An 18298-nucleotide genomic window follows, 5' to 3' on the forward strand; every position below is an offset into this window, starting at 1 on the left:
GCGCCCGCATCCCTCCTGGCGGGCCCACAGGAAGTTCCCAGCCGCCTGGGAGGCCGATCCCAGGACGACGCGGTGTGATGGATGTCGAGAAGGAGGCAGCCATGACCACCACGCCCGAGCCGCAGCCCGGCAGCCACCCCCAGAACCAGCCGACCACCCCCGTCCCGCCGCAGGGTGCCGTCCCCTCGCACGGTGCCGTCCCCCCGCACGGTGCGGTGCCGCCGCACGGTGCCGTCCCCCCGCAGGGCACCGCGCGGCTGTCGCCCGCGCAGGAGTGGGCACGCTACGAGGCCGCGCAGCGCGCGCAGGCCGGCGGTGCCCCGACCACGTCCGGGAACGCCCCGACCGCGACGGCCACGGCCGCTCCCGCGCACGACCCGTGGGCCACACCGGCGCCGGCGTCGGCGCCGGGTGAGGCACCCGGCGAGAAGCCGCGCCGCCGCTCGCGTGCCTGGCTGTGGATCGCGTCGGCCGCCGTCGTCGGCCTCGTGGTGGGTGGCGGCTCCGTCGCCGCCGCCGGTCTGCTGGACCAGGGCGGGTCGTCGTCGCGGTCCGCCTCGCTGGCCGACGTGGGCCGTTCCTCGACCGACCAGGTGCCGGTCACGGGCTCCAGCGCCGCGGACCCGGACTGGCAGGCCGTCGCGGCCGCCGTGCAGGCCTCGGTCGTCGCGATCGAGGTCCAGACGGAGTCCGGCGGTGGCCAGGGCTCCGGCGTCATCATCGACGACGAGGGCCACGTGCTGACCAACAGCCACGTCGTGTCCGGTGCGCAGGGCAACGTGCAGGTGACGCTGACCGACGGCCGGATCCTCGAGGGTGAGGTCGTCGGCACCGACCCCAGCACCGACCTGGCCGTCGTGCAGCTGCTCGACGCCCCCGACGACCTGCAGCCGGCCGCGTTCGGCAACTCCGACGAGGTCCGGGTCGGCGAGCCGGTCATGGCGGTGGGCAACCCGCTGGGCCTGGCCAACACCGTGACCACCGGCATCGTCTCGGCCGTCGACCGCCCGGTCTCCACGGTGGAGGACGGCGGGGCCGAGGCGGCGGTGACCAACGCGATCCAGATCGACGCGGCCGTCAACCCCGGCAACTCCGGCGGGCCGCTGTTCGACGCGACGGGCCGGGTCATCGGCATCACGTCCTCGATCGCCACGCTCAGCGCGCAGTCCGGCTCGATCGGTCTCGGGTTCGCGATCCCGTCGGACCTCGCCCGCGACGTCGCCGCGCAGCTCATCGAGGACGGCCAGGCCGAGCACGCGTTCCTCGGGGTCACGCTGTCCGCCGGCGTCGCGACGGCCGACGGCGTCACGCGCCGCGGTGCCGTCGTCGAGTCCGTCAACGAGGGCTCCCCGGCCGCCGCGGCCGGTCTGCAGGCCGGTGACGTCATCGTCGCCATCGACGACGACCCGGTGGGGGGCGCCGAGGCGCTCACGGCCTTCGTGCGGTCCCTGTCGTCGGGCGACGACGTGACCCTCACGGTCGTGCGCGACGGCCAGACGCGCGAGCTCGACGTCACGCTCGCCACGCGCCCCGACGACCTCGGCTCGGCCCAGCCGCGCCAGGACCAGGGTCAGGGCGGCCAGGGCGGCCAGGGTCAGGACGACCAGTCCCTGCCCGGCGGTCTCACCCCCGAGCAGCTCTGGGAGTGGCTGCAGCAGCAGCAGGGCCAGGGCTGACGGTCCCGCCCCACGCCGTCCACCGCACGACCGGGCCCGCCGCGATCCCCCTCTCGCGGCGGGCCCTCGGCGTCCCTGCGGGCGCGGCGCGTGTCAGGACGACGCGTGTCAGGACGACGCGTGTCAGGACAGCGCGTACCGCATCGGGTCGAGCTTCGCGCGCGACTCGGCGAGCTCGGCCGCCGGGTCGGAGGCCGCGACGACGCCGCAGCCGGCGAACAGCCGCAGGCGGTGCGGGTCGTGCCGGTCCACCTCGGCGGAGCGCAGGGCGATGCCCCACTCGCCGTCGCCGTCGGCACCGAACCAGCCCACGGGTCCGGCGTACCGGCCGCGGTCCATGCCCTCGATGCGGGTGATGAGCGCGCGCGCCGCCTGCGTCGGGGTGCCGCACACCGCGGCGGTGGGGTGCAGGGCCGCGGCCAGCGCCAGCGACGAGGGGTGCGCGCCGTCGCCCTGCGGGGCGGCGAGCACACCCGTCACGTCGGACGCGAGGTGCAGCACGTTGGGCAGCGACAGCACGAACGGCACGTCGGGCACGTTCGACGACGAGCAGAAGGGCGCGAGCGCGCGGGCGACCGACGTGACCGCGTACTCGTGCTCCTCGAGGTCCTTGGAGGAGTGCGCGAGGATCGCGGCCCGTGCCATGTCGCCGTCGTCGTCGCCGGTGCGCCGGATCGTGCCGGCCAGCACCCGGGACGTCACGAGCCCGCGCTCGGAGCGCACCAGCAGCTCGGGCGTCGCGCCGATCATGCCGTCGACGCTGAAGGTCCAGCACGACCGGTACCGGTCCGCGAGCCGCTGCAGCGCCCACCGCACGTCGAGCGGGTGCTCGGTGCGGGCGCGCACGTCGCGCGCGAGCACGACCTTCTCGACCTCGCCCGACCGGATCGCGGCGACGCCGCGCGCCACCACGTCCATCCAGTCGTCCGCGGTCACGGCGCCGTCCGAGTAGGTGACGTCGCCCGGTGCGCGGGGCTCGGTGCGCGGCGGCAGGACGTCCGCCAGGCGGGGCGCGGCGCCCAGCTCGCCCGCGGTGCTCACGGTCGTGAGCCACGTCCGGCCGTCGCGCCGGCCCACCACCACGCGCGGGACCACGACGACGCCACCGGCGGGGGAGTCGTCGTCGAAGGCGAAGGAGCCGAAGGCGACCGGCCCGGTGCCGGGCAGGCGCACCTCGTCCCGGACGATCGCGCGCGCGAGGACCTCGTGCCACGCGCGCTCGGCGGCCGCGAACCGGTCGGCGCCGTGCACCTCGACGCGCACGGCCTCGCCCCAGGCCACCAGGCCGTCGCCGCGGCGCACCCAGGCCAGCGGGGCCTGCGGGCCCAGCAGGTCGAGCAGGTCCGCCGGGTCGGCCGACCCGTCCGCGGGCAGGTCGTGGCACTCGACGGTGCGGACCACGAGAGGGTGCGGGACGCCCCCGGTGACGGGGGAGCTGGGCGACGTGCTCATCGCGTTCAGGGTAGGCCCTCACCGCCGCGGGCTCGCCCCGGGGCGGTGCGACCTGCGTCTCAGCGCGGCTTGCGGGCCACCACCACGTCGCGCTCGATCGCCTGGTCGACGCGGTGCGACAGGTCGAGGAACGGCTCGCCGTCCAGCGGCTCGAGGCCCGCGTCGACGAGCATCGCGACGAGGTCCCGGCGCGGCAGCACCTTGGTGTTCCACGACAGCCCGAGCGCGCCGCCGCGGCGCAGCACCGTGACCCAGCCGGGGAGGGCGTCGGCGAGCAGCTCGCCCGGCGCCCGCGACGGGGTGCGCGGTCCGGTGACCGACCCGTGCTGGATGCCGTACGGCGCGTCGGCCACGACCACGTCGAAGAACCCGGCGCGGTACGTGCGGTCGACGTCGAGCGTGTCACCCTGCGTGATCTCGAGCGTCTGCACGTCGCCGGCCCGGAACAGGTCCTTGTCGGCGGCGAGCGTGAACGTGGTGCGCCGCCCCAGGGTCTTCCCGGCGATGCGCAGCCGCGTCGACGCCGAGCGGTGCTTGAGCCGCTTGTCCTGCAGCCAGCGGGTGGCGAACGCGGTGTACGCCTCGACGTCGCGCCGGTCGACGTCGACGCCGTACGCGTCCCACCCGTACATGAGCGCCTGGTTCAGCGTGGTGCCGCGCCCGCACATGGGGTCGAGCACCCGCAGCCGGGACCCGAGGAGCTCCTCGCGGGTCGTGGCGGCCGCGGCCGTCAGGTTCAGCAGGAGCCGGGTGAGCTGCTCGTTGGTCTTGCCGACGTACTTGAGGATCGTCAGCAGGTCGTCGTCGTAGCGGTCGAGCCGCTCGACGTCGAGCGGGACGAGCGCGCCGTCGTCGCGCAGCTCGAACAGCGCGAACAGGGAGGAGAGGTTCGCCAGGACCCGCAGGTCCTCGGGCTCCGGGTCCGCGACGGGGACGACGAGGTACGGGACGCCGCCCATCGTGCGCTCCACCGGTCCGCCGAGGGCGCGCAGGCGCCCGTCGAGCAGCAGCTCGTCGAGCGCGAGGAGCTCGTTGCGGGTGAGGCGCGCGGCGTTGCGGGAGTACACCCGGTTGGCCGAGGGCTGGACGAGGATCGCGTACTGCGGCATGGGTGGTGAGGCCCCCGGGTCGGTCGTGCGGCGCCGCCGGCGGCGCCGCGTCCACGCTACCCGAGCACGGTGCGCGGACCGGTGCGCGGACCTGCGACCATGGGCACATGCCTCGCGCCGCCCTCGACAAGGACCCCCGCGACGTCGCCGCCATGTTCGACGCCGTCGCGCGCCGGTACGACGTCACCAACGACGTGATCTCCCTGGGTCAGGACCGTGCGTGGCGCCGCGCCACGCTCGCCGCGCTCGACGCGCAGCGCGGCGAGACGGTCCTCGACCTCGCGGCCGGCACGGGCACGTCGAGCGAGCCCCTCGCCGACGCCGGCGTGCACGTGGTGCCGTGCGACCTGTCGACCGGGATGCTGCGGGTCGGTCGGCGCCGCCGCCCCGACCTGCCGTTCGTGGCGGGCGACGCGCTGCACCTGCCCTTCGCCGACGCGTCGTTCGACGCCGTGACCATGTCGTTCGGCCTGCGCAACGTGGCGGACGTCGACGCGGCGCTGCGTGAGCTGCTGCGGGTGACGCGGCCCGGTGGGCGCCTGGTGGTGTGCGAGTTCTCGCAGCCCACGTTCGCGCCGTTCCGCGCCGTGTACACGAACTACCTCATGCGTGCGCTGCCGCCGGTGGCCCGCGCGGTGTCCAAGGAGCCGGACGCCTACGTGTACCTCGCGGAGTCCATCCGGGAGTGGCCGGACCAGCGCGAGCTGGGCCGGCTGGTGCGTGCGGCGGGCTGGGAGCAGGTCGCGTTCCGCAACCTCACGGGCGGCGTCGTCGCGCTGCACCGCGCCCGGCGCCCCTGAGCGACCCCGTCCGCGCGCGTCCGGTGTGACGCTCGTCGCGCACCGGCCGCCCGCGGGGCGGGCCGGGGGGTGTGCGCTGCGCGCCGCCCCGCGCTGCGGGCGTCGGCGTCGTCGGCGACGATGGTCGTCGTACGGTGCTCCGGTCCCCTCGGGACGCCTCGCGACGGGTCGTCGGCACCGCTCCGGGCGCCTCACCGGGACGTTCGTCCCGGGGCTCCGCTGAGGTAAGCCAACCCTTCGCAGACAGCGTCTGAGGGGCTGGTTACACTCGCCGGAGTCGCACGTGAACGTCGTCACAAGTGGGGTGGCAAGGGTGGACGGAACGACCGATGACGCAGACGTCATCGTCGTCGGCGCCGGTCCGGCCGGCGCCTCCGCGGCGTACCACTGCGCCGCCGCCGGGCTCGACGTCCTGCTGCTGGAGAAGGCGACCTTCCCGCGCGACAAGATCTGCGGCGACGGCCTGACGCCCCGCGCGGTGGCCGAGCTCGTCCGCATGGGTGTGCCGATCCGCGAGCAGGACGGCTGGATCCGCAACAAGGGCCTGCGCGTGATCGGCGGCGGGCACCGCCTCGAGCTGCCGTGGCCCGAGCTCTCGAGCTACCCGTCCTACGGCCTCGCCCGGGCGCGCACGTCGTTCGACCAGATCCTCGCCGAGCACGCCCGTGCCGCCGGCGCCAAGCTCCTCGAGGGCACGTCCGTGACGGCCCCGGTGCGGGACGAGCGCACGGGGCGCGTCGTGGGCGTGCGGGCGCGGGCCGTCGGTACCGACGGTCGCCGGACGGTCGACGCGGGCGACGAGGTCACCTACCGCGCCCCCGTGGTCGTGGCCGCCGACGGCGTCTCCGCCCGGCTCGCGACCGCCGTCGGACGCACCAAGCGCGACGACCGCCCGATGGGCGTCGCCGTGCGGACCTACTTCCGCACCCCGCGGCACCAGGACCCCTGGATGGAGTCGCACCTCGAGCTGTGGGACGGTGCGCCCGGCCGGTCCAACCTCATGCCCGGCTACGGCTGGATCTTCGCCCTCGGCGACGGCACCGCGAACGTGGGCCTGGGCTCGGTCAGCTCGACGGCCGCGGCCACCAAGGTCGACTACAAGGACCTGTTCGCCCGGTGGATGGCCAACGCGCCCGCCGAGTGGGAGTTCACCCCGGAGAACCAGACCGCACCCGTCCGCGGCGCGGCGCTGCCCATGGGCTTCAACCGCGGGCCGCTCTACGCCGACGGCCTGCTGCTCGCCGGTGACGCGGCCGGCATGGTCAGCCCGTTCAACGGCGAGGGCATCGCCTACGGCCTGCAGGCCGGGCGCGTCGCGGCCGACGCCATCGCGCAAGGGCTGGCGCGCGGGTCCGCCGCCGGTCGTGAGCGGTCCCTCGCGACGTACCAGCAGCGCATGAAGGACGACCTGGGCGGGTACTACACGCTCGGTCGGATCTTCGTGCGACTCATCGAGCACCCGCAGGTGATGCACGTGTGCACGCGGTACGGTCTGCCCCGGCCGCTGCTGATGAAGTTCGTGCTCAAGCTGCTGGCCGACTGCTACGAACCGCGAGGGGGCGACGTCGTGGACCGCGTCATCGCCGGACTCGCCCGGTTGGCGCCCGATGCCTGACGCACCCGGCACCACGCCCCGCACCCGCACCGCCCGGACCACCGGCCCGGCGTCGTCGACGAGGAGGACCGCTCGATGAGCAACCCGTACATCCCGCTCCTGGTGATGATCGGGATCGCGGCCGTCCTCGCCCTGGGTGGTGTCGGCGCGAGCGCGATCCTCGGACCCAAGCGCTACAACCGCGCCAAGCTCGAGGCGTACGAGTGCGGCATCGAGCCGACGCCCCACGCCATCGGCGGCGGGCGCTTCCCGATCAAGTACTACCTGGTCGCGATGACCTTCATCATCTTCGACATCGAGGTCGTCTTCCTCTACCCGTGGGCCGTCGGCTTCACGGAGCTCGCGACGTACGGCCTCGTGGCCATGATGGCGTTCCTGCTGATCATCACGGTGCCGTTCGTCTACGAGTGGAAGCGCGGCGGTCTGGAGTGGGACTGATGCAGCAGCGCCCCGAACCCGCCACGACGCGCAGCCGACCGACCCTGAGGAGGGGCTGACATGGGCATCGAGGAAGCGCCCTCGGGCTTCCTGCTGACGACGGTCGAGGACCTCGTCGGCTACTTCCGCAAGGCATCGCTGTGGCCCGTGACGTTCGGGCTCGCGTGCTGCGCGATCGAGATGATGGCCGCCGGCACCAGCCGGTACGACATCTCGCGCCTCGGCATGGAGGTCTTCCGTGCCTCCCCGCGCCAGTCCGACCTCATGATCGTCGCCGGTCGGGTCAGCCAGAAGATGGCTCCCGTGGTGCGGCAGGTCTACGACCAGATGGCCGGGCCCAAGTGGGTGCTGTCGATGGGCGTCTGCGCGTCCTCCGGCGGCATGTTCAACAACTACGCGATCGTGCAGGGCGTCGACCACATCGTCCCGGTCGACATCTACCTGCCCGGTTGTCCTCCGCGCCCCGAGATGCTGCTGCACGCGATCCTCGCGCTGCACCAGCAGATCCAGGACGAGCCCCTCGGCGTCAACCGCCAGGAGGCCGCCCGCAAGGCGCAGGAGGCCGCGATGGCCGCGACCCCGACGTCGCACATGACGGGACTGCTGCGATGAGCGACGAGCGCACGACGCCCGCCGGGGGCACCCCCGAGGGCACCGACCCGACGACGGGCACCAAGCCCGAGGCGGTGTCGAGCCCGCGCGAGGACGCCACGTCCCCGACGGCCGACCGTCCTACCGAGGGCACGAAGCCGACGGCCGAGAAGGCGGACGCGTCCGCGGCGGTCAAGCCGGGCGAGCCCGCCCCCGCCGGGACGCAGCGCACCAGCGCTGCGGCCCTCGAGGCCGGCTCCCAGAACCTGCCCGCGGGCCCCGACCCGACCACCGCACCGCGCACACCGCTGGACATCGTCGACGTCCGCACCGGCATGTTCGGCGTGAGCGGCACCGGCGACACGTCCGGCTACGGCGGCCTCGTGCGGACCGTGGCGATGCCCGGCCCGAGCGAGCGGCCCTACGGCGGCTGGTTCGACGAGGTCGTCGACGTGCTGGCCGAGGTGCTCGACGAGTCGGGCACCGGCTACGCGGCCGCGGTCGAGTCGGTGGTCGTCGACCGGGGCGAGCTCACGCTGAACATCGCGCGCGAGCACCTCGTCGAGGTCGCGCAGGCGCTGCGTGACGACCCGGACCTGCGCTTCGAGCTGTCGCTCGGGGTGTCGGGCGTGCACTTCCCGCACGACGCGGGACGTGAGCTGCACGCCGTCTACCACGTGGTGTCGGTGACCCACGGGCGACGGCTGCGGCTCGAGGTCGCGGTCGCCGAGGGCGACCCGCACATCCCCTCGACCACGGCGGTGTACCCCGCCAACGACTGGCACGAGCGCGAGACCTGGGACTTCTTCGGGATCGTGTTCGACGGCCACCCGGGCCTGGCGCGGATCGAGATGCCCGACGACTGGCCGGGCCACCCCCAGCGCAAGGACTACCCCCTCGGCGGCATCCCGGTCGAGTACAAGGGCGCCACCGTGCCGCCCCCGGACCAGCGGAGGTCGTACAGCTGATGACCGCCCCCACGTCGCAGACCCCCCACGCGACCCGTCACGTGCCGCTGTCCGAGACCGAGGGCGTGCCCTCGTTCGAGGCCTCCGGCGGCGACTGGTCCGACATCGCCGAGGAGGCCGCGCGCCTCGGCGAGGAGCGCATCGTCGTCAACATGGGCCCGCAGCACCCGTCCACCCACGGCGTGCTGCGGCTCATGCTCGAGATCGACGGCGAGACCGTCACCGAGGCCCGGGCCGGCATCGGCTACCTCCACACGGGCATCGAGAAGAACATGGAGTTCCGCACCTGGACCCAGGGCGTGACCTTCTGCACCCGCATGGACTACGTCGCGCCGCTGTTCCAGGAGGCCGGCTACTGCCTCGCGGTCGAGAAGCTGCTCGGCATCACGGACGACGTCCCCGAGCGGGCGTCCGTCATCCGCGTGCTGATGATGGAGCTCAACCGCATCTCGTCGCACCTGGTCTTCCTGGCCACGGGCGGCAACGAGCTGGGCGCCACGACGATCATGATCCTGGGCTTCACGGCCCGCGAGGAGATCCTCAAGATCTTCGAGATGATCTCCGGCCTGCGCATGAACCACGCGTACATCCGCCCCGGCGGTGTCGCGCAGGACGTGCCCCCGGGCGCGATCGACTCGGTCCGCGAGGCGCTGGGCAAGGTCCGGGGCTACATGCGTCAGCTCGAGGACCTCATGCTGGCCAACCCGATCCTGCAGGCGCGCATGAAGGACGTCGGCGTGCTGAGCCTGGCGGCCTGCATGTCGCTCGGTGTCACCGGGCCGCTGCTGCGCGCCACCGGCCTGCCGTACGACGTGCGCAAGACCGACCCGTACTGCGGCTACGAGACCTACGACTTCGACGTGCCGACCAACGACACGGCCGACTCGTGGGGACGTCTGCTGGTGCGGATCGAGGAGTGCTACCAGTCGATGCGGATCGTCGAGCAGTGCCTCGAGCGGCTCGCCGAGCCGGGACCCGTCATGGTCGCGGACAAGAAGATCGCCTGGCCGGCGCAGCTGGCCATCGGCACCGACGGCATGGGCAACTCGCTGGACCACATCCGCGAGATCATGGGCACCTCGATGGAGTCCCTCATCCACCACTTCAAGCTGGTGACCGAGGGCTTCCGCGTCCCGGCCGGGCAGGTCTTCCAGACCGTCGAGCACCCGCGCGGCGAGCTGGGCGTGCACCTCGTCTCCGACGGCGGGACCAAGCCGTACCGGGCGCACTTCCGCGACCCGTCGTTCAACAACCTGCAGGCCGTCTCCATGATGTGCGAGGGCGGGCAGGTCGCCGACGTCGTCGTCGCCGTGGCGTCGATCGACCCGGTGCTGGGAGGGGTGGACCGCTGATGTCCGTCGAGCACGCGGGCGCAGCAGCGCCCCACGACCACGGCCGGACCCCGGGGGAGCGGCACGCCACGGGGTACGACGACGAGACCCGCGCCCGGCTGACCGCCGACGCGCAGGAGATCATCGCCCGCTACCCGCAGGCACGCTCCGCGCTGCTGCCGATGCTGCACCTGGTGCAGTCGGAGGACGGCTACGTCAGCCCGCGGGGCATCGCGTTCTGCGCGGCGACCCTCGGCATCTCGACCGCCGAGGTGTCGGCCGTCGCGACGTTCTACACGCAGTACAAGCGCCACCCCAACGGCACCTACACCGTGGGCGTGTGCACCAACACGCTGTGCGCGGTCATGGGCGGCGACGCGATCTGGGAGGAGCTCAGCGAGCACCTCGGGATCGGGCACGACGAGACCACGGACGACGGCGCGATCACGCTCGAGCGCATCGAGTGCAACGCGGCCTGCGACTACGCGCCCGTGGTGATGGTCAACTGGGAGTTCTTCGACAACCAGACCCCGGCCTCGGCGGTCGAGGTCGTCGACAAGCTGGTCGAGGGTGCGCCGGTGGCGCCGACCCGCGGCGCGTCGTCGGTCTGCACGTTCAAGCAGATGAGCCGCGTGCTGGCCGGCTTCCCGGACGGCCGCGCCGACGAGGGCGTGGGCGCCGGTGAGGCGACGCTGCGCGGCACGCTCCTGGCGAAGGAGCGCGGCTGGACGGCCCCGTCGTTCGACGCGGACGAGCGTGCCGCCGCGACGGGAGCCACGCACGGCGAGCCGGACGCGGGCGAGACGCAGTCGAGCGCCGACCGCCCGGAGACGACCCCTGCCGACGTCTCGCCGGCCGGCGAGCAGCGCAAGCAGAAGTCCGACGACGCGAAGGAGTCGTGATGACGACCCTGACCCCCGTGCTGTCCGCGCACTGGGACGCGGACCGGTCGTGGAAGCTCGCGCGCTACGAGGCCGACGGCGGCTACCGCGGTCTGCGTCGTGCGCTGGGCATGGACCCGGCCGACGTCGTGACGACGGTGAAGGACTCGGGCCTGCGCGGCCGCGGCGGTGCCGGCTTCCCCACGGGCATGAAGTGGGGCTTCCTGCCCGCGCCCGACGGCGGGCCGCGCTACCTCGTGGTCAACGCCGACGAGTCCGAGCCCGGCACCTGCAAGGACATCCCGCTGATGATGGCGAGCCCGCAGGAGCTCATCGAGGGCGTGATCATCACGTCCTACGCCATCGGGTGCCACCACGCGTTCATCTACGTGCGCGGCGAGGTCGTGCACGTCTACCGCCGCCTGCTCGAGGCCGTGCGGGAGGCGCGCGAGGCCGGCTACCTGGGCACCGACATCCTCGGGTCGGGCTTCGACCTGGAGATCACGGTCCACGCGGGCGCCGGTGCGTACATCTGCGGCGAGGAGACGGCGCTGCTCGACTCGCTCGAGGGCCTGCGCGGCCAGCCGCGCCTCAAGCCCCCGTTCCCGGCCGTCGCAGGCCTGTACGCGCGCCCCACGGTCGTCAACAACGTCGAGTCCGTGGCGTCGGTGCCGGGGATCCTCGTCGGCGGTGCCGACTGGTTCACCTCGATGGGCACGGAGCGGTCCGCCGGTCACGGCCTGTTCTCGCTGTCCGGCCACGTCACGCGGCCGGGCCAGTACGAGGCCCCGCTGGGCATCACGCTGCGCGAGCTGCTGGAGATGGCGGGCGGCGTGCGGGAGGGCCACGAGCTGAAGTTCTGGACCCCGGGCGGCTCCTCGACGCCGATCTTCACCGCGGAGCACCTCGACGTGCCGCTCGACTACGAGTCGGTCGGCAAGGCCGGCTCCATGCTCGGCACCCGCGCGCTGCAGATCTTCGACGAGACGGTCTCGGTCGTGAAGGCCGTGTCGCGGTGGATCCAGTTCTACAAGCACGAGTCCTGCGGCAAGTGCACGCCCTGCCGCGAGGGCACGTTCTGGCTCGCGCAGATCATGGGCCGCCTCGAGGCGGGGCAGGGCACGTCGGCGGACATCGACCTGCTGCTCGACCTGTGCGACAACATCCTGGGCCGCGCGTTCTGCGCGCTCGGCGACGGCGCCACCAGCCCGGTGACCAGCGCCATCCAGTACTTCCGGGAGGAGTTCGAGGCGGGCACGCACACGCCCGCCGACGTCCTCTTCCCGCCGGAGCGCGCCGCGCTCTTCGACTACACGCCGCGTCGCAGCACGCAGCTGGCGGGGGTGCACGCATGACGATCACGACCCCTCGGGGTACGCAGACGACGCCGCTGGTGCCGGCGGCACCGCCGCCCGCGCCCGCCGAGCCGTCGGACACCGTCACGTTCAGCGTCGACGGGATCGAGACGACCGTGCCGAAGGGCACGCTCGTCATCCGGGCCGCCGAGGAGCTGGGGATCCAGATCCCGCGGTTCTGCGACCACCCGCTGCTGGCACCCGCCGGCGCCTGCCGCCAGTGCCTCGTCGAGGTGTGGGCGCCCGGGCGCGACGGCAACCTGGCGAAGATGCCGAAGCCGCAGGCCTCCTGCACGCTGCAGGCCACGCCGGGCATGCAGGTCAAGACGCAGCACACGTCGCCCGAGGCCGACAAGGCCCAGCACGGCGTCATGGAGCTGCTGCTCATCAACCACCCGCTCGACTGCCCCGTCTGCGACAAGGGCGGCGAGTGCCCCCTGCAGAACCAGGCGATGAGCAACGGCCGGGCAGCGACCCGGTTCGTCGACGTCAAGCGGACCTTCCCCAAGCCGATCGCGGTGTCGACGCAGGTGCTGCTCGACCGTGAGCGGTGCGTGCTCTGCCAGCGCTGCACCCGGTTCTCCGAGGAGATCGCCGGCGACGTCTGGATCGACCTGCAGAAGCGCGGCGCGCAGCAGCAGATCGGCACGTTCGACACCGAGGTGCTCGGTTTCGCGGGCGACGTCCCGGTCGGCGCCTCGACGCTCGACACCAGCGGACGCCCCTTCGCGTCCTACTTCTCCGGCAACACGGTGCAGATCTGCCCGGTCGGTGCCCTGACGTCGGCGGCGTACCGGTTCCGCTCGCGGCCGTTCGACCTCGTGTCGGTGCCGTCGATCGCGGAGCACGACGCCAACGGGTCCGCGATCCGGGTGGACCACCGCCGCGGCGTGGTGCTGCGCCGCCTGGCGGGCGACGACCCGGCCGTGAACCAGGAGTGGATCAGCGACAAGGACCGCTTCGCGTTCCACTGGCAGTCGGCACCGGACCGCGTCACGACGCCGCTGGTGCGCCGCCGGCTCCCGGACGGGACGCGCGGCGAGCTCGAGCCGTGCTCGTGGACCGAGGCGCTGGACACCGCGGCGGCCGGCCTGCAGGCCGCGCTCGGCGCGGACGGGTCCGGCGTCGGTGTGCTGCCCGGCGGCCGCCTCACGCTCGAGGACGCCTACGCGTACGCCAAGCTCGCCCGGGTGGTGCTCGGCACCAACGACGTCGACCACCGCGCCCGGCCGCACTCGGCGGAGGAGACCGCGTTCCTCGGTCACCACGTCGCGGGCCGCACGCTGCAGGTGACGTTCGGCGACCTGGTCGCCGCACCGGGCGTGCTGTGCGTCGCGTACGAGCCCGAGGAGGAGGGCGGCATCCTCTTCCTGCGGCTGCGGTCCTCCGTGGTCGCCGGCCGCACGCGGGTGTTCTCGGTGGCCGCGCTGGCCAGCCGGGGCCTCGAGCGGCTCGACGGCACGCTGCTCGCGGCCGCCCCGGGCACCGAGCCCGAGGTGCTCGACGCGATCGCCGCGGGTGCGCGCGACGCGCTGGGCGAGACCGCGGAGGCCCTGGCCGCCGACGGTGCCGTGATCCTCGTCGGGGAGCGCGCGGCCACCGTGCCGGGCGCCCTCACGGCCGTGCTGCGGCTCGCCGAGCGCACGGGGGCCCGTGTCGCGTGGATCCCGCGCCGTGCGGGCGAGCGCGGGGCGATCGAGGCGGGCACGCTGCCCACGCTGCTGCCCGGCGGGCGTCCCGTCGCCGACGCCTCCGCTCGGGTCGACCTCGCCGCGGTCTGGGGCGTGGACGACCTGCCCGCGACACCCGGCCGCAGCGCCGACGAGATCCTGGCCGCCGCGGCCGACGGTCGCCTGGGCGCGCTCGTCGTCGGCGGGGTGGACCCCGCGGACCACGCGGACCCGGCGCTGGCCCGTGCCGCGCTCGACGCGGTGCCGTTCCTGGTCTCCCTCGAGGTCCGCCGCAGCGAGGTCACCGACCGCGCCGACGTGGTGCTGCCCGTGGCCCCGCCGGTCGAGAAGCCCGGCACCTTCGTCACGTGGGAGGGGCGCCCGAGGCCGTTCGCGCAGGCGCTGACGACCACGCAGCTCTCGGACTTCCGGGTGCTGGACCGCCTCGCGGACGCGCTCGGCGCGGACCTCGGGCTGCGGTCGGTCGCGGACGTCCACGGCGAGCTCGACCAGCTCGGCGGCTGGGACGGCGTGCGCGTCGACGCCCCGTCGACCGCACCCGCCGAGCCGCCCGCGGTGCCCCCGGGCCACGCGGTGCTCGCGACGTGGCACCAGCTGCTCGACGCCGGCCGGCTGCAGGACGGTGAGCCGTACCTCGCCGGCACGGCCAAGCGGTCGGTCGCGCGCATGTCGGCGGCCACGGCGGCGGCCGCGGGCCTGGCGGACGGCGACGAGGTCGCCGTCAGCACCGACCGCGGCACGGTCACCGCGCCCGTGCAGGTCACGGACATGGCCGACCACGTGGTCTGGTTGCCGACCAACCCCCGGGGCGGTGCCGTGCGCGACCTGCTCGGTGCGGTCGGCGGGACCGTGGTCCGGCTCGAGCGCGTCGGACGGTCGGACCACCCCGAGGTGACGGCGCACGCCGCATCCGGGCTCACGGGCGAGGCCGCGGAGGCCGTCGCCGGCGTCCGCGTGGACGAGGAGGAGCGGGCATGAGCGTACTGCCCATGGCGCTGGCGTCAGCCGTCGGCGACGGTGCGGTCGCCCCGGTGACGGCGGACTTCAGCCAGGACGTGTTCTGGGTGTGGCTGGTCAAGGCCGTCGGGATCATCGTCTTCCTGCTGACGAGCGTCCTCATCGCCATCTGGTTCGAGCGCCGCGTCGTGGGACGCATGCAGCTGCGGCCGGGGCCGAACGTGCACGGGCCGCTGGGCCTGCTGCAGTCGCTCGCCGACGCGATGAAGCTCCTGGTCAAGGAGGACGTCACCGTCAAGGCGGCGGACAAGTTCGTCTACATCCTCGCGCCGATGATCGCGGTGCTGTGCTCGCTGCTCGTGTACGCGGTCATCCCGTTCGGGCCCGAGGTCAGCATCTTCGGCGTCGTCACCCCGCTGCAGCTGACCGACTTCTCGGTGGCCGTGCTGTACATCCTGGCCTGCGCCGCGGTCGGCGTGTACGGCATCGTGCTCGGTGGCTGGTCCTCGAACTCGACCTACCCGCTGCTCGGTGGCGTGCGGTCCACGGCCCAGGTCATCTCCTACGAGCTGGCGATGGGCCTGTCCCTGGTCAGCGTGTTCATCATGGCCGGGTCCATGTCGACGTCGCAGATCGTCGACTCCCAGACGCAGATCTGGTGGTTCCTGCCGCTCCTGCCGGCGTTCGTCATCTACGTCATCTCCATGGTCGGCGAGACCAACCGCCTGCCGTTCGACCTCCCCGAGGCCGAGGGCGAGCTCGTCGGTGGCTACACCACCGAGTACTCGTCGATGAAGTTCGCGTGGTTCTTCCTGGCCGAGTACATCAACATGCTCAACGTCTCGGCCGTGGCCACCACGCTGTTCTTCGGTGGCTGGCGCGCCCCCTGGCCGCTGTCGGCCATCAACGACGGCATGTTCAACACCGGCTGGTGGCCGTTCCTGTGGTTCGTCGCCAAGGTCTGGCTGTTCATGTTCCTGTTCGTCTGGATCCGCGGCTCCGTGCTCCGGTTCCGGTACGACCAGTTCATGAAGATCGGCTGGAAGGTGCTCATCCCGGCCGCGCTGGCCTGGGTGGTCTGCGTGACGTTCGTGCAGGCCGCGCGCCGGCTGTGGGACGTCGACCTGCGCACCCTGCTGTTCGTCCTCGCGGGCCTCGTGCTGGTGGGCCTGGTCATCTCGTTCCTGGTGCCGGACAAGCGGCGGGAGCCAACGCCCCGGCCGACCGGCCCGCAGGAGATCGACCCCTTCGCGGACGGCTACCCGGTGCCGCCGCTGCCGGGGCAGGTGCTGCCGCCGTCCCCGCGCGCGCAGCGACGCCTGGCCGCGACCGACACCGGCGACACGTCCGGACCCGAGACCCCGTTGGAGGTGCGCGGTGGCTGAGCAGCGCAAGAAGAAGGCGGCGCCCGGCGCGGTCCGACCGGCCGGCGGCGACGCGCAGGTGCAGCGCACCGCGCGCGGCGGCGGCGAGGTCGACCGGCCGACCGAGGGCTACGAGTCGCTCATCGAGAAGCGCTCGGGCCTGAGCGAGCTGCTCGCACCGGTCGCCGGCTTCGGCGTCACGTTCGCGAACATGTTCAAGCCCACCGTCACCGAGCAGTACCCGCGTGAGCAGGTGCCCACCAAGCCCCGCTACCACGGGCGGCACCAGCTCAACCGGTACCCCGACGGGCTCGAGAAGTGCATCGGGTGCGAGCTGTGCGCGTGGGCGTGCCCCGCGGACGCGATCTACGTCGAGGGCGGGGACAACACCCCCGAGGCGCAGTTCTCGCCGGGGGAGCGGTACGGCCGCGTCTACCAGATCAACTACCTGCGCTGCATCTTCTGCGGCCTGTGCATCGAGGCGTGCCCGACCCGGGCGCTGACGATGACCAACGAGTACGAGCTCGCCGGCCCGACCCGCCCCGGCATGATCTGGGAGAAGCAGGACCTGCTGGCCCCGCTGCGCTCGGGCCAGCTCGCGACGCCGCACCCGATGGTCGAGGGCACGACCGACACCGACTACTACCGCGGCGAGGTCACCGGCGTGACCGACGACCAGGTGGCGTGGGTCGCCGAGCACCGCCCGGACGACCCGACGCTTCCGGAGAACGCCGCGAAGGGCGCGACCGTGCCGGACCTCGGCGAGACGCGTCTCGCGCAGCGTGCGATCACGGCGGCCGCCCACCGCCAGGGAGGTGCCCGGTGAGCCCGCTCCTGACCGTGCTGCCGGCGGCCGCCGGCGCGCTCACCGAGTCCGGCCAGACCAGCACCGCGGAGGCGGTGCTGTTCTGGACGCTCGGACCGCTCATGGTGCTCGCCGCCCTGGGCCTGCTGTTCGCCCGCAAGGCGGTGCACGCGGCCCTGGCGGTCATCTTCATCATGATCTCGCTGGCGTTCATGTACGTCGCGCAGGGAGCCGAGTTCCTCGGGGTCGTCCAGGTGGTCGTCTACACCGGCGCCGTGATGATGCTCTTCCTGTTCGTGCTCATGCTGGTCGGTGTCGACCGCTCGGACTCCCTGGTCGAGACGATCCGGGGCCAGCGGTGGCTCGGGGCCCTCGCGGGCCTCGGCCTGGCCGTGGTGCTCGCCGGCGTCGTCGGGCGGGCGACCTACGGTCCGCCCACGGGCCTGGCCGACGCGAACCTGCCGTCCAACCCGCAGGCCGTCGCCTACCTGATCTTCGGGCAGCACGTGCTGGCGATGGAGGTGGTCGGTGCGCTGCTGGTGACCGCCGCGCTCGGCGCGCTGGTGCTGACGCACCGCGGCCGCCTCACGCCGAAGGTCGGGCAGCGCGAGCTGGCCGAGCGCCGGCTGCGCACCGGCGGCCACCCCGTGTCGCTGCCGGCCCCGGGCGTCTACGCCCGCCACAACGCGATGGACGTCCCCGCGCTCGGCCCCGACGGCACGCCGCTGGAGAGCTCCGTCCCGCGCGTGCTGCGGGTCCGCGGCCAGGAGGCCGACGCGCGGGCGTACGCCGCGCGGATCGACCGGGTGCTCGCCGGCGGCTGGGCCGTCGGCGCGGGCACGTTCACGTCCGACGAGTCGTACCGCGGCGGGCCCGACGGCCCCGTCGAGGGTGCGGTGACCATCCGCGAGCCGCAGGCCCCGGCCGAGGACGCGACCCCCGAGGAGGACGGCCGGTGAGCCTGACCCACTACCTGGTCCTGGCCGCGATCCTGTTCGCGATCGGTGCGACCACGGTCCTGCTGCGCCGTAACGCGATCATCGTGTTCATGGGTGTCGAGCTGATGCTCAACTCCACGAACCTGCTGCTCGTCACGTTCTCGCGCATGCACGGCAACCTGTCCGGCCAGGTCCTCGCGTTCTTCGTGATGGTCGTCGCGGCGGCCGAGGTCGTGGTCGGCCTGGCGATCATCGTGTCGATCTTCCGGACCAGACGCTCGGCGTCCGTCGACGACGTCAACCTGCTGAAGAGCTGAGGGGCTCCGA

16 protein-coding genes are annotated in these 18298 nt (G+C 73.5%); 14 read left to right on the forward strand and 2 right to left on the reverse strand.

Features of this window, described 5'->3' with window-relative positions; translation table 11 throughout:
• Nucleotides 1-101: 101 nt before the first annotated feature.
• A complete protein-coding gene (locus BMZ16_RS04720) occupies nucleotides 102-1676 on the forward strand; it encodes a S1C family serine protease (protein WP_255366360.1) in 1575 nt (524 codons plus the stop codon).
• A 123-nt stretch (nucleotides 1677-1799) separates the two neighbouring features.
• On the opposite strand, the gene BMZ16_RS04725 is transcribed toward BMZ16_RS04720, so the two are convergent.
• On the reverse strand, nucleotides 1800-3128 hold the full coding sequence (locus tag BMZ16_RS04725) for an isochorismate synthase (RefSeq protein ID WP_089798372.1): 1329 nt from the start codon (nucleotides 3126-3128) through the stop codon (nucleotides 1800-1802).
• A 59-nt stretch (nucleotides 3129-3187) separates the two neighbouring features.
• Nucleotides 3188-4237: a TRM11 family SAM-dependent methyltransferase gene (locus tag BMZ16_RS04730; protein ID WP_089798373.1), complete on the reverse strand. Its 1050-nt coding sequence runs from the start codon at nucleotides 4235-4237 to the stop codon at nucleotides 3188-3190.
• A gap of 107 nt (nucleotides 4238-4344) precedes the next feature.
• Here BMZ16_RS04730 and BMZ16_RS04735 point away from each other — a divergent pair, with 107 nt between their 5' ends.
• The 13 genes from BMZ16_RS04735 (at nucleotide 4345) to nuoK (ending at nucleotide 18288) form a co-directional block, all read left to right on the forward strand.
• Entirely contained in the window at nucleotides 4345-5037 is a 693-nt protein-coding gene (locus tag BMZ16_RS04735) for a demethylmenaquinone methyltransferase (RefSeq protein ID WP_089798374.1), read from the forward strand.
• A gap of 313 nt (nucleotides 5038-5350) precedes the next feature.
• Entirely contained in the window at nucleotides 5351-6652 is a 1302-nt protein-coding gene (locus BMZ16_RS04740) for a geranylgeranyl reductase family protein (protein ID WP_089798375.1), read from the forward strand.
• Between the two features lie 75 nt (nucleotides 6653-6727).
• Nucleotides 6728-7090 (forward strand): NADH-quinone oxidoreductase subunit A, encoded by a 363-nt coding sequence (locus tag BMZ16_RS04745; RefSeq protein ID WP_089798376.1) that lies wholly within the window; start codon nucleotides 6728-6730, stop codon nucleotides 7088-7090.
• 60 nt (nucleotides 7091-7150) lie between these two features.
• A complete protein-coding gene (locus BMZ16_RS04750; protein WP_089798377.1) occupies nucleotides 7151-7702 on the forward strand; it encodes a NuoB/complex I 20 kDa subunit family protein in 552 nt (183 codons plus the stop codon).
• A gap of 245 nt (nucleotides 7703-7947) precedes the next feature.
• Nucleotides 7948-8649: an NADH-quinone oxidoreductase subunit C gene (locus BMZ16_RS04755; protein ID WP_089798744.1), complete on the forward strand. Its 702-nt coding sequence runs from the start codon at nucleotides 7948-7950 to the stop codon at nucleotides 8647-8649.
• Entirely contained in the window at nucleotides 8649-10001 is a 1353-nt protein-coding gene (locus BMZ16_RS04760) for an NADH-quinone oxidoreductase subunit D (protein ID WP_089798378.1), read from the forward strand. The genes BMZ16_RS04755 and BMZ16_RS04760 overlap by 1 nt, the downstream gene beginning before the upstream one ends.
• A complete protein-coding gene (nuoE, locus tag BMZ16_RS04765) occupies nucleotides 10001-10882 on the forward strand; it encodes an NADH-quinone oxidoreductase subunit NuoE (protein ID WP_089798379.1) in 882 nt (293 codons plus the stop codon). Before BMZ16_RS04760 ends, nuoE begins: the two co-directional genes overlap by 1 nt.
• Nucleotides 10882-12216 (forward strand): NADH-quinone oxidoreductase subunit NuoF, encoded by a 1335-nt coding sequence (gene nuoF, locus BMZ16_RS04770; protein ID WP_177199589.1) that lies wholly within the window; start codon nucleotides 10882-10884, stop codon nucleotides 12214-12216. The genes nuoE and nuoF overlap by 1 nt, the downstream gene beginning before the upstream one ends.
• Nucleotides 12213-14885: an NADH-quinone oxidoreductase subunit G gene (locus BMZ16_RS04775; protein WP_089798381.1), complete on the forward strand. Its 2673-nt coding sequence runs from the start codon at nucleotides 12213-12215 to the stop codon at nucleotides 14883-14885. Before nuoF ends, BMZ16_RS04775 begins: the two co-directional genes overlap by 4 nt.
• A complete protein-coding gene (nuoH, locus tag BMZ16_RS04780; RefSeq protein WP_089798382.1) occupies nucleotides 14882-16249 on the forward strand; it encodes an NADH-quinone oxidoreductase subunit NuoH in 1368 nt (455 codons plus the stop codon). The genes BMZ16_RS04775 and nuoH overlap by 4 nt, the downstream gene beginning before the upstream one ends.
• The gene (gene nuoI, locus BMZ16_RS04785; RefSeq protein ID WP_369822485.1) at nucleotides 16242-17054 is read left to right on the forward strand and encodes an NADH-quinone oxidoreductase subunit NuoI; all 813 of its coding nucleotides are present in this window, start codon (nucleotides 16242-16244) and stop codon (nucleotides 17052-17054) included. The genes nuoH and nuoI overlap by 8 nt, the downstream gene beginning before the upstream one ends.
• The gene (locus BMZ16_RS04790; RefSeq protein ID WP_089798383.1) at nucleotides 17051-17992 is read left to right on the forward strand and encodes an NADH-quinone oxidoreductase subunit J; all 942 of its coding nucleotides are present in this window, start codon (nucleotides 17051-17053) and stop codon (nucleotides 17990-17992) included. Before nuoI ends, BMZ16_RS04790 begins: the two co-directional genes overlap by 4 nt.
• Nucleotides 17989-18288: an NADH-quinone oxidoreductase subunit NuoK gene (gene nuoK, locus BMZ16_RS04795; RefSeq protein ID WP_089798384.1), complete on the forward strand. Its 300-nt coding sequence runs from the start codon at nucleotides 17989-17991 to the stop codon at nucleotides 18286-18288. Before BMZ16_RS04790 ends, nuoK begins: the two co-directional genes overlap by 4 nt.
• The last annotated feature ends 10 nt before the right edge of the window (nucleotides 18289-18298 follow it).

Origin of the sequence: Cellulomonas sp. KH9 (genome assembly GCF_900114185.1) — a bacterium.
Taxonomy (GTDB): Bacteria; Actinomycetota; Actinomycetes; order Actinomycetales; family Cellulomonadaceae; genus Cellulomonas.

Coding starts and splice junctions, on each gene's coding strand:
- BMZ16_RS04775 (WP_089798381.1), top strand. CDS start 12,213: ATGACGATCACGACCCCTCGGGGTACGCAGACGACGCCGCTGGTGCCG.
- BMZ16_RS04725 (WP_089798372.1), bottom strand. CDS start 3,128: ATGAGCACGTCGCCCAGCTCCCCCGTCACCGGGGGCGTCCCGCACCCT.
- BMZ16_RS04735 (WP_089798374.1), top strand. CDS start 4,345: ATGCCTCGCGCCGCCCTCGACAAGGACCCCCGCGACGTCGCCGCCATG.
- BMZ16_RS04750 (WP_089798377.1), top strand. CDS start 7,151: ATGGGCATCGAGGAAGCGCCCTCGGGCTTCCTGCTGACGACGGTCGAG.
- nuoE (WP_089798379.1), top strand. CDS start 10,001: ATGTCCGTCGAGCACGCGGGCGCAGCAGCGCCCCACGACCACGGCCGG.
- nuoF (WP_177199589.1), top strand. CDS start 10,882: ATGACGACCCTGACCCCCGTGCTGTCCGCGCACTGGGACGCGGACCGG.
- BMZ16_RS04760 (WP_089798378.1), top strand. CDS start 8,649: ATGACCGCCCCCACGTCGCAGACCCCCCACGCGACCCGTCACGTGCCG.
- BMZ16_RS04745 (WP_089798376.1), top strand. CDS start 6,728: ATGAGCAACCCGTACATCCCGCTCCTGGTGATGATCGGGATCGCGGCC.
- BMZ16_RS04720 (WP_255366360.1), top strand. CDS start 102: ATGACCACCACGCCCGAGCCGCAGCCCGGCAGCCACCCCCAGAACCAG.
- nuoH (WP_089798382.1), top strand. CDS start 14,882: ATGAGCGTACTGCCCATGGCGCTGGCGTCAGCCGTCGGCGACGGTGCG.
- BMZ16_RS04730 (WP_089798373.1), bottom strand. CDS start 4,237: ATGCCGCAGTACGCGATCCTCGTCCAGCCCTCGGCCAACCGGGTGTAC.